The organism is Actinomadura macra NBRC 14102 (genome assembly GCF_001552215.1).
Classification (GTDB): domain Bacteria; phylum Actinomycetota; class Actinomycetes; order Streptosporangiales; family Streptosporangiaceae; genus Spirillospora; species Spirillospora macra.
In genome coordinates this window covers 242,089-254,938 of record NZ_BCQT01000010.1, presented here as the reverse complement: position 1 = coordinate 254,938, position 12,850 = coordinate 242,089, and the positions used below count along the sequence as shown (strand labels likewise).

At 66.2% G+C, this 12,850-nt stretch carries 12 protein-coding genes and 4 pseudogenes; 10 read left to right on the top strand and 6 right to left on the bottom strand.

Annotated features, from left to right (window positions below; genetic code table 11):
• Nucleotides 1-4 precede the first annotated feature (4 nt).
• The 4 genes and pseudogenes from AMA02S_RS40405 to AMA02S_RS44235 form a co-directional block, all read left to right on the top strand.
• The gene (locus AMA02S_RS40405) at nucleotides 5-457 is read left to right on the top strand and encodes a peptidase inhibitor family I36 protein (RefSeq protein WP_169806842.1); all 453 of its coding nucleotides are present in this window, start codon (nucleotides 5-7) and stop codon (nucleotides 455-457) included.
• Nucleotides 458-461: 4 nt separating this feature from the next.
• The gene (locus tag AMA02S_RS43520) at nucleotides 462-1,829 is read left to right on the top strand and encodes a NucA/NucB deoxyribonuclease domain-containing protein (protein WP_218005010.1); all 1,368 of its coding nucleotides are present in this window, start codon (nucleotides 462-464) and stop codon (nucleotides 1,827-1,829) included.
• Nucleotides 1,830-1,915: 86 nt separating this feature from the next.
• A complete protein-coding gene (locus AMA02S_RS17930; protein WP_067459782.1) occupies nucleotides 1,916-2,431 on the top strand; it encodes a hypothetical protein in 516 nt (171 codons plus the stop codon).
• A 114-nt stretch (nucleotides 2,432-2,545) separates the two neighbouring features.
• Nucleotides 2,546-2,653: pseudogene (locus tag AMA02S_RS44235) on the top strand (transposase); the annotation flags it as partial.
• Between the two features lie 60 nt (nucleotides 2,654-2,713).
• On the opposite strand, the pseudogene AMA02S_RS41870 reads toward AMA02S_RS44235, so the two are convergent.
• Nucleotides 2,714-2,914, bottom strand: a pseudogene (locus AMA02S_RS41870) (hypothetical protein); the annotation flags it as partial.
• A 711-nt stretch (nucleotides 2,915-3,625) separates the two neighbouring features.
• On the opposite strand from AMA02S_RS41870, the gene AMA02S_RS17915 reads away from it, so the two are divergent.
• Nucleotides 3,626-4,549 carry an RNA polymerase sigma factor gene (locus AMA02S_RS17915; protein ID WP_157430664.1) on the top strand — a complete coding sequence of 308 codons (924 nt, stop codon included), beginning with the start codon at nucleotides 3,626-3,628 and terminating at the stop codon, nucleotides 4,547-4,549.
• Complete coding sequence (locus tag AMA02S_RS44230) at nucleotides 4,549-6,195, top strand: cyclic nucleotide-binding domain-containing protein (protein WP_245667627.1); 1,647 nt, start codon at nucleotides 4,549-4,551, stop codon at nucleotides 6,193-6,195. Before AMA02S_RS17915 ends, AMA02S_RS44230 begins: the two co-directional genes overlap by 1 nt.
• 258 nt (nucleotides 6,196-6,453) lie before the next feature.
• Here the strand turns inward: AMA02S_RS44230 and AMA02S_RS17905 are convergent, their stop codons facing one another.
• From AMA02S_RS17905 to AMA02S_RS17895, 3 genes are all read right to left on the bottom strand, one after another.
• The gene (locus tag AMA02S_RS17905; RefSeq protein WP_067459770.1) at nucleotides 6,454-7,002 is read right to left on the bottom strand and encodes an NYN domain-containing protein; all 549 of its coding nucleotides are present in this window, start codon (nucleotides 7,000-7,002) and stop codon (nucleotides 6,454-6,456) included.
• Nucleotides 7,003-7,194: 192 nt separating this feature from the next.
• Nucleotides 7,195-7,539 carry a hypothetical protein gene (locus tag AMA02S_RS17900; protein ID WP_067459768.1) on the bottom strand — a complete coding sequence of 115 codons (345 nt, stop codon included), beginning with the start codon at nucleotides 7,537-7,539 and terminating at the stop codon, nucleotides 7,195-7,197.
• A gap of 41 nt (nucleotides 7,540-7,580) precedes the next feature.
• Nucleotides 7,581-7,964 (bottom strand): hypothetical protein, encoded by a 384-nt coding sequence (locus AMA02S_RS17895; protein WP_157430663.1) that lies wholly within the window; start codon nucleotides 7,962-7,964, stop codon nucleotides 7,581-7,583.
• A gap of 25 nt (nucleotides 7,965-7,989) precedes the next feature.
• On the opposite strand from AMA02S_RS17895, the gene AMA02S_RS17890 reads away from it, so the two are divergent.
• Nucleotides 7,990-9,255 carry an AAA family ATPase gene (locus AMA02S_RS17890; protein ID WP_067459762.1) on the top strand — a complete coding sequence of 422 codons (1,266 nt, stop codon included), beginning with the start codon at nucleotides 7,990-7,992 and terminating at the stop codon, nucleotides 9,253-9,255.
• A gap of 61 nt (nucleotides 9,256-9,316) precedes the next feature.
• On the opposite strand, the gene AMA02S_RS43515 is transcribed toward AMA02S_RS17890, so the two are convergent.
• Together AMA02S_RS43515 and AMA02S_RS45345 are read right to left on the bottom strand one after the other, a co-directional pair.
• Nucleotides 9,317-9,784, bottom strand: a complete 468-nt coding sequence (locus AMA02S_RS43515; RefSeq protein ID WP_218005009.1) for an integrase core domain-containing protein — start codon at nucleotides 9,782-9,784, stop codon at nucleotides 9,317-9,319.
• Nucleotides 9,706-10,104 (bottom strand): annotated as a pseudogene (locus AMA02S_RS45345) (helix-turn-helix domain-containing protein); the annotation flags it as partial. The pseudogene AMA02S_RS45345 and the gene AMA02S_RS43515, both read right to left, overlap by 79 nt.
• A 62-nt stretch (nucleotides 10,105-10,166) precedes the next feature.
• Between AMA02S_RS45345 and AMA02S_RS17875 the strand changes: the two are divergent.
• The 3 genes and pseudogenes from AMA02S_RS17875 to AMA02S_RS17865 all read left to right on the top strand — a co-directional run bounded on the left by AMA02S_RS17875 (nucleotide 10,167) and on the right by AMA02S_RS17865 (nucleotide 12,726).
• Nucleotides 10,167-11,391: pseudogene (locus AMA02S_RS17875) on the top strand (IS3 family transposase).
• 46 nt (nucleotides 11,392-11,437) lie between these two features.
• Nucleotides 11,438-11,875: a site-specific integrase gene (locus AMA02S_RS17870; RefSeq protein WP_067459756.1), complete on the top strand. Its 438-nt coding sequence runs from the start codon at nucleotides 11,438-11,440 to the stop codon at nucleotides 11,873-11,875.
• A 35-nt stretch (nucleotides 11,876-11,910) separates the two neighbouring features.
• Nucleotides 11,911-12,726, top strand: a complete 816-nt coding sequence (locus tag AMA02S_RS17865) for a site-specific integrase (RefSeq protein WP_067459753.1) — start codon at nucleotides 11,911-11,913, stop codon at nucleotides 12,724-12,726.
• Nucleotides 12,727-12,850 lie beyond the last annotated feature (124 nt).

Genomic DNA, 12,850 nt, shown 5'->3' with positions numbered 1-12,850 from the left:
CCCAGTGCACGCCCAGGCAATTTCGCCAGATCCCGCGCGACAAGGCGTTCAGATTCAGATCGACGAACAACTCGCCAAGTATCCAGGCGGAATGCAAACAGGAACAAACGAGGTCTCTTACGCCGACGGAAAGGTGACCATCACGTTCGTGTCCTCCGCAGATGCCACGGCAGCCAGCTGCGCCACCAGTGCGTACTGCTTCTACGACGGAGCCAACTTCACCGGCCGCAAACTGACCTTCCGTGACTGCGGCGGAAACCAATCGCTCACCGACTACGGATTCGGGAACAAAACCTCCTCCTGGGAGAACAAGACCAGGCACACGGTGGAGGTCTACGACAGGGACGTCGATCCTTTCCGGACCCTGTGGCGCGAGGCGCCCACATCGGCATCCGCGCGAGTCGCGGACGACACCTACAACAAGGCCGATTTCTTCCACACCTACTGCGGGAGGTGAGGGAGTGCGCTCAATCACCCTGGTCCTGGCCGTCGCAGGCACCCTGCTGCTGAGCGGGACATCAGCGTTCGCTGCTCCGACACCCCGCAGCAACTGGATCAAGTACACCACCACGGCCTTCGCGGTCGATGAGACCGCCGAGCAGGCCAGGCGCGGACCCAGCAACACCACCTACGGGACCGACGCCAACGACGTGCTGCGCAAGTCCGCCGCAAACGACTACGACTACATCAGCCCGGCCGAGTGCGGCACCAAGGATGAGGCCGACGACCTGGGCGGCTGGATCAAGAACCGCTTTGCGTGGTGCAAGCGGGACTACAAGACGCTCTCGGAAGCCAAGGCATGCGATCCGCAGCGACCGGACGTCTGTGTCATCCAAGGCACCCTGACGACGACGTTCACCCTCATCGGCTACGGGGAGCACACCCAAGACCCCGATCGCCCCAGCAAGACCGACCGGTACATGAGCTTCACGTTCTTTGTGACCTCAATGGTGGCTCACGGGGTGTTCCAAGCCAACTCGGAAGCCAACTACCGTCTCAGCATGGGGTGCTACACCAACAACTCCCCAGACTGCACCGCACCTAGCGCCAACGGCGCCCTCAAGACAGTGCCGCAGTGGCAGACGGACAAGAACGCCAAGGTCGAGTTCATCTCACCGGGCAAAACACCCGAAAAGCAGAACGGCGACCAGTTCACCCACGGCGAGGTAGTCGTCTTCTCCCGCGGCGAGGTCCCCGGCTATCCAGGTGCCCAGCAGGCCGAGCACCCGGCGACCAGTATCCGGTTCGACTCCTCCTGGTATAACGGAAAGGCAAAGCGTGGTTCGATCTTCTACGTGCCCGATCCGCCCGGCGAGGCCAAGCCGCACCCGTACCTGAAGTTCAGCAAAGCCAGCGACAGCGGGTACAAGCAGGTCGCGGATCACCTGGACCAGGCGCTGAACCGGGCGACGGAGACCATGCCCCCCTTCTCCGACAAGCAACTACCGGGCAAATCAATCAAGAACCCGTTGCATCGCCTGGTCCAGTCCTACGACGAACAATCCAAGAAGCGCGTCAAGGATAACCGCTACTACGCCAAATCGTTGGGATGCAATCCCTACTTCAAAGACTGGAACAAAGAAATAGATTACCCACCCGAATACCCGCAGGGACGGCCGAAGAACGAGTGCGACGAGTACCCCTTTGCTTCCACCTATGAGGGAGCTGCCCGCTTTAAGTATGACAAGGACGGCGAAAAATTCAAAGGCATGTTCTCCGCCAAGCCCGTCCACTGGCGGCATAACGGCGCAGCCGGCAACGTGCTCCTCGCGTGGTACAACTGGGACCGTATCGCCCAGGGCGACGCTTACTTCATCAAGGTCGAGTAACACGGCCGTGTCGATGTGATAGAGCCGGCAGGTGCGCAACCCCGTACCTGCCGGCCTGTCCCGACCAAGGACAGCAGGAGAGCTTGATGAGCGCCATGATGATCGCAACCGATGACTGGCTGGTACTGCCGTGGTATTCGCAGGTGTACGTCAACGGTGATGACCCGCCGTCGGACACAATCCCGGCAGCCGAGCCGATGTCCTCCAGCGCCTGCGAGGGATCCACATTGCTGATCTTCCCAAGCGGCAGTGACGTGGAGATCCGCGTCCGCGCCGAGTCCTGGACCACCGAGCCCCTCACCGGCGATCCACGATTCGATCTCGAAGCGGCCACCTGGACACTGCACTGCCCCGCCGGCAAGCTCACCGTCAGCAACGGCGGCCACGGCAGCTCCTGGTCATTCCCACTGCCCGATCCCGGCTCCTACCAAGTGCGCATCAACGCCTTTCACACCGATACCCGCCAGCTGTACGACCAGGCCCTGGAACGCTCAACCGACTCCGACGACCCCGCCTTTCAGATCGAGGTGGCGAAGCTGACCGGCCGGGAGCTGTGGCTGCTGCGGCTATGGCCGAACAAGCGCCCACAGGATGTGGCCTGACCGGTCTCACAGGGTGAGCCCAAACCAGAAGTTGATGCTGGTCATCTCGGTCCTTCCCCCTGAATCGTGGCCACCCTGAGTCCTGGATCATGGTGTCCGGGGTGGAGGGTCTGGATGGCAAAGGAGAACTACTCGGAGGAGTTCAAGGCCGACGCGGTGGCGTTGTTCTTGTCGACTCCGTCGGCGACGTATGTGTCGGTGGCCCGGGATCTGGGGGTCAGCCTGGGCGACCACCTCGCGGGGTGTCCGGCCACGCTTGAGCTCCAGGACGTGCAGGTCGCCAACCTCGTCCATGCCCAGCAGATCGACAGTGCCGCCGTTCGCCGTCGGGACCTGACGGCCGATGATCAGCAGCGGATACCCCAGGATGGCCGGATCCTGCTCGATCAGGTCCTCCAGTTGCTTCTCCAGCTCGATCCCGGCCGAGTCGATCTGCTGAGGCCTTCCGCTGTCGACCCGCCACAGCCCCACTTCGACCGGCATAATCTCTCCCTCACTCGCCAGGGCGGCCGCTGCCAGGCTGAATGCGCCCTGGAGGCCCACCCTGAGATCGCTGTTTACGCCGTCTCATGCTGTCGGGGCGAGGGTCGGTGACGGGCGCTGTGGCCACAACCGGTTCGGCTCCGGCACTCGATGAGGAGTGCACGGTCAGGACTGCCCGGGACGGTTGCTGTAGATCGTGTACAGGAGGCCGACCGCACCGACGCCGACCCCGGCAGGTAGCCCGATGGCCGGAACGAAGGCGGCCAGGCTCGTCATCACCGCACCTGCGGCCAAGATGCCTATCCAGGCCAGCACTGCGGGGGACGGGCGGCGTCCCGCCCGTCGGTCACGGGGCTGACACTGGTCGTTGAGAGCGCTGGGTGATGCGGCGAGGTGAGCCCCCGGAGCGTTAGCAGCCGGCTTGGGTGCTGATGGTGGGGACGTCGGTTGTTCGGTCATGGGTGTGTTCCCTTCTGGTCGGACCCTCGTCGCAGCGTTATAGGCCGCCGACGCCGGGTGCCCTCGTGACCGGACACGGTCACTTGCACCGGGAGGGGATGTGGGGGGCGGGGTTCTATAACGCCTACAGGCTTCCCCGCCGCGAGGAGATGACCATGACGTGCCCCATCACGGCCGCGAGACCGCCAGCCGGTGCCCGACCCTCAGGAGGAAATGCGTGGCCTTGGGCCGCGACGCTGGCGTGACTCCCGCATGTCCCGCGATCAGCAGCATGACCCCGGTCCCTCGCATTCGCCCGGTGACGAACCGTCTACCGATGGCGAAGTCGCCCAGGCCATCGCCGATGCTGAGCAGGCGCTGCAACCGGGCCGAGCACCCGTCGTTGACCCCGGTGTGGGATTAAGTGCGGACTCACCGCTGGTCGATACCCAGGGTGGCTGCCCTGACAAGGTGGGGGCCGCGGAGGCCGGGGCCGCCTCTCGGGATACCGCGGGCGCGGCGCACGGCGATGCGGTCGTCGTCGCGGCCGTCTTGCAGGAGGGGCTTGGTGGTCGCAAGCACGCCTATCTGGAGGAGCAGCTCATCATGTACGCCCTGCCGGTGCTGACCAGGCTCATCCTGGATGAGCAGATTCTGGGGCTGTGCGCCAGGCTGGGCCGGCCGTTCACTCCAGGGCCCGCTGCGCTGGCCCGCCTCGAAGGCGACACTGTCAACGAACTGGTCGCCGACATGATCGCCTCAGGACTACCGCTCTTTCGCCGCTGGGTGTTCACCTCGCGTGACTGGTCCCCGGACAAGGGGGCCTCATTGAGCACGACGTTCGTCAACGCCTGCATCCTGCAGTTCCCCGCCAAGTTCAAACGCTGGGACCGGCAGCGGGAGCGCGAGGTCTCCACCAGCGTCGAAGACCTGGATCTGCTGCGCGCGTTGTTGAACGAGGTCAACGACCCCGAGACCCAGGTGGTGACGCTCATGACGGCCAAGGACGTCTTGGACGCTATTACCGACAACCTCACCAGCGGCCTGCTGCGGAAGATGGCCACTGGCCTCAGTCAGGCTGAAGCCGCCGAGCAGATGAATATGACCGCCAAGGCGGCCGAGGGCCGCATCGGCCGAGCCCGCAAACGCCTGCGTGACCGCGAACGCCGCCCCGGGCAGGAAGGGGAGCACGCCTGATGTCCGATCTGATGTCCAACGTGGCGGCCGACCGCACGCCCGAGCGCGGCACTTTGGTCTTTCGTCTCCTGTTGGCCGTCGACATCCAGGGCTACAGCGCGCGGGATCCACATGGACAGTTGCTCGCCCAAAGCAGACTGCGTGATGCGCTGGACCTGGCCGCTCGCAATGTCGGGCTGGACCGCGGCGCCTGGCAGCAGCAGACCAGCGGAGACGGTGAACTGGCGGTCCTGCCCGAGGATGCCGACATCCCCACGATGGTGGGCGACTACCCGATCGCGCTGGCCGCAGCGCTCACGAAGATCAACGCTGTTGCACCCGGTGCCGAGAGGCCACTGCGGGTGCGGCTCGCTCTGCATCATGGCCCGCTGCGAGGGGGTCCCTTCGGCCCAGTCGGCGATGCGCCCATCGTGGTGTCGCGGCTGCTGGACGCCGCCCCGTTGCGCCGACTGCTCGACACCAGAGACCTGGCGTACGTGATCTCAGACTCGCTGTACGACGACATCGTGCAGCCCGGCTTCTGCTCGCTGCGCCCCGCCGAGTTCCACGGCATCAAGGTCCTCGCCAAAGGCCTGGAATACCGCGGTCACATGCTCACCCGTCAGGTGGAGGAAGCACGCCGCAGCCTCAGTCCCCGCATGCCCTTCCGAGACCTGGTCGAACAATCCTCACTCGGCACATCCACCGCCCGGCACATCCGTTCATTGAGCAGCCTCGAGCGGGCTGCGGCCATCCGCGCCCGCGCGGGTAGCGAACCGGCCGTCCGCAGCGCTCCACCTCTGCCGCCGCAGGACCATTTCCGGCCGCCTGCGTCACCGGGCCCATCTCTACCGCGGCATCCAGCAGACACTGAGAGTTCGGCTGATTCCTTGACCCAGCACAGCGGCACCGCAAGCGAAGCGGCTCCCGCTGCCAGCCCGGAACACGCGACGACCGCTGGTCGGTACACGGGGTTCTGGGAGGCTCTATCTCCCAATGAGCGCGCGGCCTTGCGAGAGGTGGCTCGCCCTCGGGCCTTCGCTCCCAAGGTGCCGCTGTGCTACCAGGGAGACCAGTCAGATCACATAATGATCATCGAGCAGGGCTGGGCCAAGGTCACCGCGTCGACTGACGATGGCCACGAGGTTGTCCTGGCGGTCCGGGGACCCGCCGATCTGATCGGTGAAAGCGCGGTCCTAGGCGGGCGACAGCGATCTGCGACGGTGGTCGCGCTGGGGCCGCTGCACGCCCTGGTCGTGCCGGCGGCAGACTTCACCGAGTTCCTTGACGAAAACCCCGGCGTGTGGCAGCTGCTCAGCAGGACCTTCACACGGCGGCTGGACGACGCGGACCGGCGCCTGGAATCCCATGTGTCTGCCAACGGCACGAAACGGTTGGCCCTGCTGCTGGCTGAACTCGCCGAAATGTCGGCTCATTTCGCCCCGTCCACTGACGGCGGCGGCATCCGCATCGCACCACCACTGTCACAGGAAGAGCTCGGCAGCTGGATGGACGCCTCCCGCGAAACCGTCGCTCGCGCTCTCCAGACCCTCCGTAGACGCGGCCTCATCCGCACAGGATGGCGCCACGTCACCGTGACAGACCTGCCGGCCCTCCGGGCATACGCAAACGATGAAGAAGCGGCCACGCTGGCAGAGCAGAACTGATGTTCCTGCCCTAGGCAATGAGCCGTACCTGGTTTGAGTGCGAGGACTGCCCGCCGTTGGTGAACTGGGTATACGCCCATAGGGCTCAGCGCTCGGCGTGAACGCGGCCGAGCGGATCGCGGCGAAGAACCGAACCCGCGCCGTCCCGGCACCAACGGCGTGGACGAGCCAGTAGGCAAGGGGCTGCGGTTAAGTCGGTCTCGCCGCTCAGGCGCCCGCCCTGGGGAGCCAGCGTGGCGCCAGAGCCGATCTCTGCGGTCATCGGGAGACGGTAAGCCAGTGGAAGAAGGGGTTGAGGGATAGGTATTCGTCGGCGTCTTCCCGGAGGTCGCGGCTGCAGGCATGGTCCCAGCTCAGCACCCGCACCCGAAGGCCGCGTCGGTGTAGTGATCTTAGTGTGGGTTGGAAGTCGCCGTCGCCGTCGCCGGCGACCAAGACCGCAAGGTCGCCGCGGGCAGGGTCCATGTGCTCGTGGGAATCGTCCAGCATGATGGTGGTGAGGCTGGTGTCGACGCGCTTTTCCTTGTTCGCGGCGTTGCGATCGTGGACCTCTACCTCGAAGCCCTCGTTTCGGGCCCGGTCCCAGACCGAGTCATTGGGCGGTGGGCGTGAACCGACTAGGAAGGAGCGGCCGACCATACTGCCGGACGGGCAGGCGAGCTCGTACAGCCGTCCGAAGTCATATTGCCAGGGGGCGGTGATTCCGCGCTTCATCGCGTCACGCTCTGTGCGGGCCTGCCCGAGCTCAACCGCCTGTACACGCTGCCCTTCGATCCACACATTGGAGTTGTCGACGTAGGCGAACACTCGACCCGGGGCGGGCAACGGTTGAGGACGAGGAGGAAGCGGACGGGGCCGAGTCAGTCGGGCGGCCAGCGCGGCTGGCGATGGCACCCCTGTCGTTGATGGTGCCGTACTGGCAGGTGAGTTGTCGGCCGTTGGCATCTGTACTTCTCCTCGTTTGCCCAGCGTCGTCTGCCGCGCTGGGAGAACGTGAACTTACTCGCAGACGAGTTCGCGGATCTGCTGTAGCAGTTCGTCAGCTCTGGAGGTTCCGAGCCTGCGGAGCGATCGATCGCCCCTGTCGCTGGGGTGCAACACCGCATTGACGATGTCGGCCACTGCCGACCCGAGAAGGAACAGACGCACCTCATCCTCTTGGTTGGGGGGAAGCTGTGCCGGCAGGTGCCCCATGCCGTGCGAGGCGAGCTCACGACTGATGGCGTCCCGCACGTGAACGCCCAGCCGTCCGGCACCCTTGATGGCTTTCAACTCCGCCATCGTGGCCTGGAAGATGCCCTCGTTGGCCACGACTGCATCTCGCAACCCCTCGTAGCTCGTCAACCAGCTCTCCAGAGATTAATCCAGAACATTATTAATCTTTACTATAGATGATGCCGGGAGAAGATCGCTAGGTGCTGTGGCCACTGGCCAGCCTGCTGAGCGTCCGGGCGGAGCATCTGGACCAGGAGGCCGACGACCGCGTCCGGGACCGGCTCGCCCGGCTGGAGACCGACCTGGAGCTGGAGCGGCAGAACTCCCTCGGCCATCGGCGGCAGCTCGACGCCATGCGGGGCCTCGTCGAGCGGCGGGCCGCCGAGCTGGCACGGTACGAGACGGCCGAGGCCGAGCTCGGCGGTCGGCGGGGGCCGGAGCTGGCCGAGGAGCTGCGGCGGCTGCACGCCGAGAATCGTGAGCTGCGGATGGCCGCGGCGGCGAGCCCCGTCCAGGACCGGGAGCGGGTCGAGGAGCTGAAGTCCGCCCACCACGACCTGATGGTCGAGCGGGAGGAGCTTGCTCCGCCAGAACGCCGAGCTGCGCCGGCACGTCACCGCGTCGATGATCTCCGCCACCGAGCGCGAGAACGCCCGCATGATCAACCAGGCGCTGCAGCGGCAGAACGACACGCTGACCTCGGAGATCGACCAGCAGTCGGCGCGGCTCATGCAGATGCAGGCCATGGTGAAGGACAGCCCGCCGTTCCCCGCCTGCACCGCCATGGACGACGAGGAGCGCTACGGGTTCCGGCCCGAGCTCGGCGACGAGCCCGTCCGGCTGCGCGACTTCGTCGAGCGCGTGCGCGGGCGGATGGTGCTGGACCTGGGGCTGTACTACTCCGGCGCCGACCTGCGGTGCTTCGTGGCCGGGCTGGCCTCCAGCCGGCTGCACCTGCTGCAGGGCATCAGCGGCATCGGCAAGACCCGGCTGCCCGAGGCGTTCGCCCAGGTCATCGGCGCCGGGCGGGAGACGGTCGCGGTCGCCGCCGAATGGCGCAGCCCACAGGACCTGCTGGGCTACTACAACGCCTTCGAGCGCAAGTTCTACGAGTCGGAGTTCACCCAGAGCCTCTACAAGGCGCAACTCCCGCTCTTCCGCGAGAAGCCGTTCATCGTGGTGCTGGACGAGATGAACCTGTCGCACCCCGAGCAGTACTTCAGCGATCTGCTGTCGGCGATGGAGCGCAAGGAGGGCGATCCCGGCGCACCGGCGCTGCTCCCGCTCATGACGGCGCCGGTCTCCCCGGCGCCCCGGCTGCTGCGCGACGGCCGCGCGCTGGAGCTGCCCGGCAACGTCTGGTTCATCGGAACGGCCAACAACGACGAGACCACGGTCAGGTTCGCCGACAAGACCTACGACAGGGCCCACGTGCTGGAACTGCCGCCGAGGCCCCGGGCCTTCGATCCGGGGGAGACCCATCCGCTCGCGCCGGTCTCCTGCAAGGCGCTGACGGACGCCTTCGACGCCGCCGAGGCCCGGCACGGCGGCGAGACGGACAAGGTGCTGAGCTTCCTCGACGGCAGGCTGGGCGAGCGGCTGCGGGACGGATTCGGGGTCTCCTGGGGCAACCGGCTGGAACGGCAGGCCAGGCGCTTCGTGCCCGTGACGATCGCCGCCGGGGGCCTGGCCGGTGAGGCCGCCGACCACCTGCTCGCCACGAAGGTCCTGCGCAAGCTGATCGGCCGGGTCGAGATCGCCCCCGGCGACCTGCAGCAGCTCCACAAGGACATCGAGGCGCTGTGGGACCCCTGTGAGGCTTCAATATTCGGATTATGGCTTTGAGGTGCGGCTTTGCGTGGTACTGGATGTGGTGATGGTTATGCGGCGTTGCGGTATTCGTTGATCACGCGCCGAGGAGTCGTGTCCGGCGAACGGTGGCGTTGACGTTGATGGGGATCGGTTCGGGTGGGGGAGTTGGCGGTCGTTGTCCCAACGAGCGATGCGGACGGTGGCTTTTGAAGTGATCGGCGTAGATCCTCAGTACGGCTTCCAGGTGGCGCCGGGAGAAGATCAACAGCCGGTCGGTGCACTCGCGGCGTACGCTGCCGACCCATCGTTCGGCGTACGCATTTGCTCGTGGGGTCTGCGGCGGTGTCCGCAGCACGGCGATGCCGGCCGCTGCGAAGACGGCGTCGAAGGCGTCGGTGAACTTGGCGTCCCGGTCGCGGACGAGGAACCGAAACCCCTGGGCTCGGTCGTCCAGGTCCATGAGCAGGTTCCGGGCTTGCTGTGTCACCCATGCGCCCGTCGGGTTGCGGGTGGAGCCCAGCACGTGGACCCGGCGGGTGGCGATCTCCGCCACGAAGAACACGTAGATCCGCTGGAGGAAGACGGTATCGACGGTGAAAAGTCGCAGGCCAGTACGCCGGAGGCCTGGGCTCGCAGAAACGTGCTCCAGGACGCGTCGGCCCGCCGCGGGGCCGGCTCCACACCGGCGCGCCGTAGGATCCGCCACACGGTGGCCGCCGACACCCGGTAACCGAGCCCGACCAACTCACCGTGGATTCGCCGGTAGCCCCAGCCGGGGTTCTCGCCGGCCAGTTGCAGCACCAGCCGGCGGATCTCCCGCCGCAGCGGTGGCCGGCCGGGCACCTTGTGTGGGTAGGTCCACTTCCTGGCAACCAGCTCCCGGTGCCACCGGTGGAGCGCCCTGGGTTGGTTGGAGGCCCTTGAACCTGGAAGGGTGAGGGGTTATGGCACCCCCGAGGAAGTACTCTCCTGAGCTGCGTGAACGCGCAGTCCGGATGGTCTTTGAACTGCGTGAACAGACAGGTGAGAAGACCGGGTCGATCGCCCGGATCGCCGACCGGCTCGGGGTGCATCGTGAGGCGTTGCGGACCTGGATCCGGCAGGCTGAGGTCGATGGCGGGCAGCGTCGGGGAACCACGACCAGTGATGCGCAAAGGATCGCTGATCTGGAGCGCGAGAACCATGAGTTGCGGCGGGCGAACGAGATCCTGAAGGCCGCGAGCGCCTATTTCGCCCGGGAACTCGACCCGAAACCGCCGCGCTAGTCGAGTTCATCGATTCTCACCGGGGACAGTTCGGGGTGGACCCGATCTGCGCTGTGCTGGAGTGTGCGCCGTCGACGTATTGGGCGGCGAAGAAACGCGAGGCCGAACCGTCGGCTCGTGCGGTGCGTGACGAATGGTTGAAGAAGGAGATCGTGCGGGTGTGGGAAGGTCCGGGCCGGTGCGTCTACGGTGCGCGGAAGGTGTGGAGGCACCTGAATCGTGAGGGTGTCGAGGTCGCCCGGTGCACGGTGGAGCGGCTGATGCGCGAGCTGGGCATTGCTGGGGCGTGTGCGCCCCGAAAGCGGCCGCGCACCACGGTGGCGGGTGTGGACCGGCCTGGTGACCTGCTGGAACGTGACTTCACCGCAGAGGCCCCAACAGGCGGTGGGTGGCTGATATCACCTATGTCGACACCGCGGCGGGGTGGGTGTACGCCGCGTTTGTTCAGGACTTGTTCTCCCGTGCCGTTGTGGGATGGCAGGTCGCCGGTCACCTGGGCGCCGAACTGGCCTTGGACGCGCTGGAAATGGCAATCTGGTCGCGGAGCGGTATCGACGACGGGCTGGTTCATCACAGCGACAGGGGCGTGCAATATACGGCGATCCGGTATGCCGAGCGACTGGACCAGATCGGCGCGGCCCGTTCGGTCGGCAGCAAGGGTGATTCATTCGACAACGCCGCCGCCGAGTCACTCAACAGTCTCTATAAGAAGGAACTCATCAACTTTCGAGGGGGCTGGGAAGATGTCATGGACGTGACGCTCGCCACGATGGAATGGGTGGCGTGGTACAACACCGAAAGGATACATTCTTACTGCGGGAACATTCCCCCGCGCGAGTATGAGGAAGCGTTCCACCGGTCACGTGGCATAGCGTCCCAGGCCGGCCGAGAACCAACGATCTGAGCCTCCAACATCGCCGGGGCGGTCCACCCAGATCGCCGATCTGATCGTGGCCACCGTCCGCCAGACCCGGTCCCTGCCGGTCCCGGGAGAGGTGCGCCGCAAGGTCGGCACCGGCCAGGACCTGGACCGCACCATCACCGTCGGGGAGTACCTGCAGGGCTGGCTGGCCGGGCGCAAGAACCTGCGGGAAGGGACCCGCCGCAGCTACGCCGACCACATCCGCCTCTACCTGTACCCCACCCTGGGGACCATTAAGTTGGACCGGCTTCGCCTCGGCCATGTGGAGGCGGTGTTCGAGGCGATCGATGAGCTCAACGACACCATCACCCGCGCCCGCGACTCCGGCGACCTGCGGTTGCGCGCCCGGGTCAAAGGGCGGCGGCTGATCGGCCCCGCCACCAAACAACGCGTCCGCGCGACGCTGCGGGCCGCACTGAACAAGGCCATCAAACAGCGGCTGATCGAGGTGAACGTGGCCGCCTAGTCGAACTGCCGTCCGGCCGCCCACCCAAAGCACTGGTGTGGACCCCCGAACGCATCACCGCATGGGAGAGCGACTTCGCCGCCCACACCGAGACGATGAACGCACGCCGCAAACACCAGGCCGCGCTGGAGCCGCACAAGCGGATCGGAGAGAAGATCAACCGGCTGGACGCCTACATCGGCGCCCCACGCCCCTCACCGGTCATGGTGTGGACCCCCACCCTGACCAAACAGTTCCTGGACCGGGCCCGCGGCCACCGCCTGTACGCCCAGTACCACCTGATCGCCTTCCGCGGCCTGCGCCGCGGCGAATCCTGCGGGCTGCGCTGGAGCGACCTGGACCTGAAGAACGGGGTCGCGGCGATCCGGTGGCAGATCACCCAGATCGGCACCGACACCTTCGAAGGCAAACCCAAATCAGACGCCGGCGAAGCCACCATCAGCCTCGACACCACCACCGTCAAGGAACTGCGCGCCCACCGCGCCCGGCAGAACACCGAACGCCTCGCCGCCGGAGCCACCTGGATCGAAACCGGCTACGTCTTCACCACACCCACCGGCCAACCGGTCAACCCCGCCGACGTCACCGAACAGTTCGAACAACTGTCCATGGAAGCGGGCCTGCCGCCGATCCGCCTGCACGACCTGCGCCACGGCGCCGCGACCTTCCTGCTCACCGCCGGCTACGACATGAAGGTCGTCCAGGAAACCCTGCGGCTGTCCTCCATCACCATCGCCGCCGACACCTACACCAGCCTGCTCCCACAACTGGCCCACCAATCAGCCGAAGACGCCGCCGCCATCATCCTGCAGGCCGACCAGCAACATCCCCGACGACGCCGACCTTCCTGAACGAACACCACCGGGCGCGGCAACCGCAAACCAGGAAACGGGGACTGCGCCAACGGGACAACCCCGGCCCGACGACCCGCCGCCGCGGCGGGCAGTGCATCTGGCTCGTCAGCGCCGTCACCAG